This window comes from Pantanalinema rosaneae CENA516, assembly GCF_050753385.1.
GTDB lineage: Bacteria > Cyanobacteriota > Cyanobacteriia > Leptolyngbyales > Leptolyngbyaceae > Pantanalinema > Pantanalinema rosaneae.
In genome coordinates this window covers 1-5,276 of sequence record NZ_JBLZFZ010000124.1, presented here as the reverse complement: position 1 = coordinate 5,276, position 5,276 = coordinate 1, and the positions used below count along the sequence as shown (strand labels likewise).

At 50.4% G+C, this 5,276-nt stretch carries 7 protein-coding genes; all 7 read left to right on the top strand.

Features of this window, described 5'->3' with window-relative positions; all coding sequences use genetic code 11:
• Positions 1-347 precede the first annotated feature (347 nt).
• A complete protein-coding gene (locus ACN4EK_RS31905; protein WP_431662478.1) occupies positions 348-884 on the top strand; it encodes a phycobiliprotein lyase in 537 nt (178 codons plus the stop codon).
• A gap of 641 nt (positions 885-1,525) precedes the next feature.
• Positions 1,526-2,044, top strand: a complete 519-nt coding sequence (locus ACN4EK_RS31900) for a phycocyanin subunit beta (RefSeq protein ID WP_431662477.1) — start codon at positions 1,526-1,528, stop codon at positions 2,042-2,044.
• A gap of 99 nt (positions 2,045-2,143) precedes the next feature.
• On the top strand, positions 2,144-2,632 hold the full coding sequence (gene cpcA, locus ACN4EK_RS31895) for a phycocyanin subunit alpha (RefSeq protein ID WP_431662476.1): 489 nt from the start codon (positions 2,144-2,146) through the stop codon (positions 2,630-2,632).
• 158 nt (positions 2,633-2,790) lie between these two features.
• Positions 2,791-3,606 (top strand): phycobilisome rod-core linker polypeptide, encoded by an 816-nt coding sequence (locus ACN4EK_RS31890; protein WP_431662475.1) that lies wholly within the window; start codon positions 2,791-2,793, stop codon positions 3,604-3,606.
• Positions 3,607-3,730: 124 nt separating this feature from the next.
• Positions 3,731-4,594, top strand: a complete 864-nt coding sequence (locus ACN4EK_RS31885; RefSeq protein ID WP_431662474.1) for a phycobilisome rod-core linker polypeptide — start codon at positions 3,731-3,733, stop codon at positions 4,592-4,594.
• 102 nt (positions 4,595-4,696) lie between these two features.
• The gene (locus ACN4EK_RS31880) at positions 4,697-4,915 is read left to right on the top strand and encodes a phycobilisome linker polypeptide (protein ID WP_431662473.1); all 219 of its coding nucleotides are present in this window, start codon (positions 4,697-4,699) and stop codon (positions 4,913-4,915) included.
• Positions 4,916-4,970: 55 nt separating this feature from the next.
• Positions 4,971-5,276 (top strand): HEAT repeat domain-containing protein (locus ACN4EK_RS31875; protein ID WP_431662472.1); only part of this gene is annotated, 306 nt, incomplete at its 3' end.

Here is a 5,276-nt window from a genome sequence, read left to right as displayed (position 1 = left end):
CTATAGTGCAGATAAGCGAGGAATTCTGAGGATTTTGAGGTTAAAGCTATCAAGATCCAGAAATTTTCATAATTCTGCTAACCCGGTCTCTCGTTAGCTCCGGCTCAGGTTGCGATCGCAATAACCTCTGAAAGTATAAATATTGACAGAATCTAGGCGGCATTCTGGCAAAATCTGCTCAATCCGCTGGCTCAACCGCTCCCCCCGCTCTCCAGCCTGAAACCTGGCAGATCCTCTCGATCACCTGCCATGATGAAGAAACACAACAAACAGTAAACATATATTGTTACTTTCTTGACTCAAAGTTCCTATTATGTAGTTGCTACTCTGAATGAGGTTCCGTCCCCATGACATTTCCGATCAACACCGCGCCACTATCTGCCGAAGCCCTAGTAGAGGAGTTCTTTCGGCGATCGGAGGGCAACTGGCGCTCTGAACGGCGCTACTACACCCTGACCAACGGGGAAACGCAGGAAGTCGTCAGTTTTGTCACAGTACAGTTCTTGCCGCAAGGTAGCCCTGAACTGATTCAGTTAGCTCAAGCCCACGAATTGGTAGACGAAGCCGCACTGACCTGTGGTGCGTTAACCACCTGGAACAGCCACTACACCATGACCGATCGGAAAGAATCATCGGGTGAAACCGTGTTTGGTGTGTTGGGCGATCGCCTCTATCGCGATCGGGGATTTGCCACCACCAAACCGATTACTGCTCAGTTTTCGCTCCCCGAACCCACGACGCTGCGGCTGAGAACGGAATATAACCAATCGGTGTTTGAAGAAGAAATTAAACTCGTCGGTAGCAAATATCGCACCCGCCAAACGATCATTTCTCGGGCGGGCGAAGAACAAATGATTGGGCAATATCTAGAACGCCGAATTTAGCACTTACCAGCAAAAGGTTTAACTCCCGCAAAATCTAACAATCACTTAAGCTTTGTGCCAACTGCACAGGGCTTTTTTATTGCGAAATATTACCTGTTAAGTTTCTCTACTTCTGGGCGAAAACTGTTGACAGAAATGGCAACTTAACTGGGTCAAGGAGGCTTTCGTTGCGAAGTATTAAGCAAAATCATTAAGGATTTAGGGAAGTTACAGCGGCGCGATCGCTTGCCAGGAAAAGGCTAGATACCGATTTACCTACACTCTTGATCACAGCAGCAATTGTTACGGTTTGTGAAAAAATAACAACTTCTCACAATTCGTAACAAATATGGTCACTCCAGCATTGTATAAAGGGATTTTGAAGGGGGAAAACGCAGACAAGTTTTGCCAAAGCCCTGATTCTCCGGGCTTTCCAGCCTCTCATACTTGTTATGAAGTTTTCTCAGATTCGGCATCAGAGTCTGAAGAATCAAACCAAATCCCTTGTGGAGATGGCTTTGAGGACTGGAAAGTTTGAACTATCAGATTTGGGTCTGTTTTTATTCTCTTCATGGCTGCGTTTGTAGCCTTTACTCAACAACTGATTTGCTTCAGTTTTGAAAGAAACCCATACTCAACCGATCAATTAGGAGATTCAAGCTATGCTAGACGCGTTTGCCAAGGTGGTTTCCCAGGCTGATGCACGTGGTGATTATGTTAGCGGCGATCAAATTGATGCGTTGAGCGCATTCGTTCGCGATGGCAGCAAGCGCCTTGATGCAGTGAACCGGATCACCGGTAACGCTTCCGCTATCGTTGCAAATGCAGCTCGTGCTTTGTTTGCTGAGCAACCCCAACTGATTGCTCCCGGTGGAAATGCTTACACCAACCGTCGGATGGCTGCTTGCCTCCGCGACATGGAAATCATCCTGCGCTATGTGACCTATGCTACTTTCACTGGCGACGCTAGCGTTCTCGACGATCGCTGCCTGAACGGTTTGAAAGAAACCTACCTGGCTCTGGGTGTTCCTGGTGGTTCCGTGGCTACTGGCGTTCAAAAGATGAAAGAAGCAGCTCTGGCGATTGCTAACGACCCCAACAACATCACTCGTGGCGATTGCAGCGCTCTGATGGCTGAAATTTCCAGCTACTTCGATCGCGCAGCCGCAGCAGTTGCTTAATTTTCCCGTTGTCTGAGTTGATGCCTTATAGGTCGCAACTCGTCACACACAGTCTTTTTTCAACGTCAAAATTGTAAACACTAGGGAGAAACTAGATCCATGAAGACCCCTTTAACTGAAGCGGTAGCAGCTGCTGATTCTCAAGGTCGTTTCCTGAGCAGCACCGAACTCCAAGTTGCTTTCGGTCGTCTGCGTCAAGCTGGCGCTAGCTTAGAAGCCGCTAAAGGTCTGTCCAGCAAAGCTCAAAGCTTGGCTGAAGGCGCTGCTAACGCTGTGTACCAAAAATTCCCCTACACCACCCAAATGCAAGGTGCTAACTACGCATCTGATGCTCGTGGTAAGGCGAAGTGCGTTCGTGACATCGGCTACTACCTGCGGATGATCACCTACTGCTTAATCGCTGGCGGCACAGGTCCGATGGATGAGTACCTGATCGCTGGTCTGGCTGAAATCAACAGCACCTTCGAACTGTCTCCTAGCTGGTACGTTGAAGCTCTGAAGCACATCAAAGCTAACCACGGTCTGAGCGGAGATCCTGCTGTTGAAGCTAACTCCTACATCGACTACGCTATCAACGCTCTGAGCTAGATCGCGTTTCTTAGCCCGGCAAAGTAAGCAGGCTATCGGCAGTTGCTCGTAGTTGTTTACTTTACCGGGCAGTTTTTTTGCACAGAGGCATTGATACCAGGCTGAAACAACCTTTCTAAAAACGTTTCTAGGTCGCGTTAATAGCGGGAGATACGAGCATGGCGGGTTTAGCAGAAGCGGGACGATTGGGAATTAGTCCATTTGATGTGCAGCCAGTAGAACTCCGTCCGAACTGGACGGCAGAGGATGTAGAAACGGTCATCCGGGCTGCCTATCGTCAGGTCTTGGGGAACGAGCATTTAATGCAAAGTGAGCGGCTAACCAGTGCCGAATCACTCTTGCGCCAGGGAGTAATCACGGTTCGGGATTTTGTGCGGGCGATCGCGCAGTCCGAACTCTATCGGAACAAGTTTTTCTATTCCAATTTTCAAACTCGGTTTATTGAGTTGAACTATAAGCATCTGCTGGGTCGCGCACCCTACGATGAAGCAGAAATTGCTTACCACGTTGATCTCTATACATCCCAAGGTTACGAAGCAGAGATCAACTCCTACATTGACTCTGTGGAATATCAACAAAGTTTTGGTGAGAGTATCGTTCCTCACTATCGGGACTTCCAAACTGATCACCCAGGTCAAAGAACGGTAGGCTTTAGCCGCCTGTTCCAGCTTTACCGGGGTTACGCCAATAGCGATCGGGCTCAAGGCAAGAGACAAGGACGGTTAACCTGGGAAGTTGCCAAGAATGCCGCCTCTCCCATCAACGCCCCTGGTGGTTCGGGAGCATTAGCCGGTCAAGCGGGAGGACCTCGCGGTGGTTTGTATCGGATTCGGGTGACGCAAGCCGCGTCTCCGACGACCACGGTCGTTCGCCGCAGTTCTACCGAAATTTTGGTTCCCTATGAGCAACTGTCTAGTAAGTTGCAGCAATTGAACCGTTCCGGTAGCAAAGTTGTCAGTATTACCCAATCCTAAGCAGACCTCAATCATGAGCGATAGGTCATGGGTAGCACTGCGCTAGCTATGACCTATCGCCAATGGTTCATGTAATTCTGGATGGGCTGTTCCAAATTAGCTGTGTTACGAAAGGAGAATTCAGGTGGCTATTACAGCAGAAGCATCCCGGTTGGGAACATCCGCCTTTAGCGAAACTGCTCCCGTCGAATTGCGCCCGGTTGCCACACGAGAGGATATCGAGAACGTAATTCGTGCCGTTTACCGCCATGTGTTAGGGAACGATTACCTGATGCAGTCGGAGCGGTTGGTGAGTGCAGAATCGCTGTTGCGCGATCGCAAAATCACGGTGCGTGACTTTGTCCGCCAGGTGGCAAAATCCGACCTGTATAAAACGAAGTTCTTCTACAACAACTTCCAAAGCCGCACGATCGAACTTAACATCAAGCACCTGCTCGGTCGGGCTCCTTACGATGAATCGGAAATCATCGACCACCTGGATCGCTATCAAACCGAAGGCTATGATGCCGATATCGATTCATACATCGATTCCCCCGAATACACTCGGTACTTTGGCGAAAACGTCGTGCCTTACTACCGCGATCTAGAAACCAATGGTCGGGGACAACGGACAGTTGGCTTCAGCCGGATCTTCCAACTCTATCGGGGTTATGCCAACAGCGATCGCTCCCAGGTGGGTGGCAAAACACCTCGGTTAGTCACGGAATTAGGTCGCAATACGGCTTCTACCGTCGTGGCTCCGGGTGGCAAGGGCGCAGGCTACCGGGCTTCTCTGAAGGGAGTCACTCCGAACAGTGCGTTCCAGGGCTCTACCGCCTTTGGGTCTGGTCGGTTGTTCCGGGTCGAAGTTGCTGGGCTCTCAACGCCTCGCTATCCTCGTGTTCGCCGCAGTAACAAAGCCGTGATCATTCCTTACGAGCAGTTGTCGGATCACATGCAGCGGGTTCAACGGGAAGGCGGCAGAATCGCCAGCATCACTCCGCTCTAAACGCTTGAACGTAGCAACCAGAATTCGGACTGGGTTCTGAGTTCTGGTTTTCTACCGTTCAGGCTACAGTGCTATTAAATCCTGTTTGGAGAAATACAAATTATGATGAACCAAGTTGTAACGGGAACCGCTGGCAGCAGCCGCTGTTTTCAGTACGAAGTTCAGGGCTTGCGCCAAAGCGACGACACTGAAGGCATGAACTATCAGATTCGGTCTAGCGCCAGTGTGTTCATGACTGTGCCCTACAACCGGATGAATGAAGCCATGCAGCGGATTACCCGGATGGGCGGCAAGATTGTCAACATCAAGCCAATTGGCTAATTAGTAGCCCACAGTCCTATCGCGACGATCGAGTCCCCTTATTTCCCTCAGAGCTATGGATGAGTTCACTTCTGAGCAGTTTGGTGCTGACTCATCAGCCGACCAAGCGGCTGCGCTGACGATCGAGCAGGCGATCGCCAATCTCCAGGGCGATGACTGGGGACAACGATACTATGCGGCCTGGTGGTTAGGTCGGTTCCGAGTTCGCACTCCGGAGGCGGTTGAGGCATTAATTACCTCCCTGGCTGACGAGGCGGATCGGACTCCCGATGGAGGGTATCCCCTACGACGCAATGCAGCTAGAGCTTTAGGTAAATTGAACGATCGCCGAGCAGTGCCTGCCCTGATTCAGTGTTTGGAC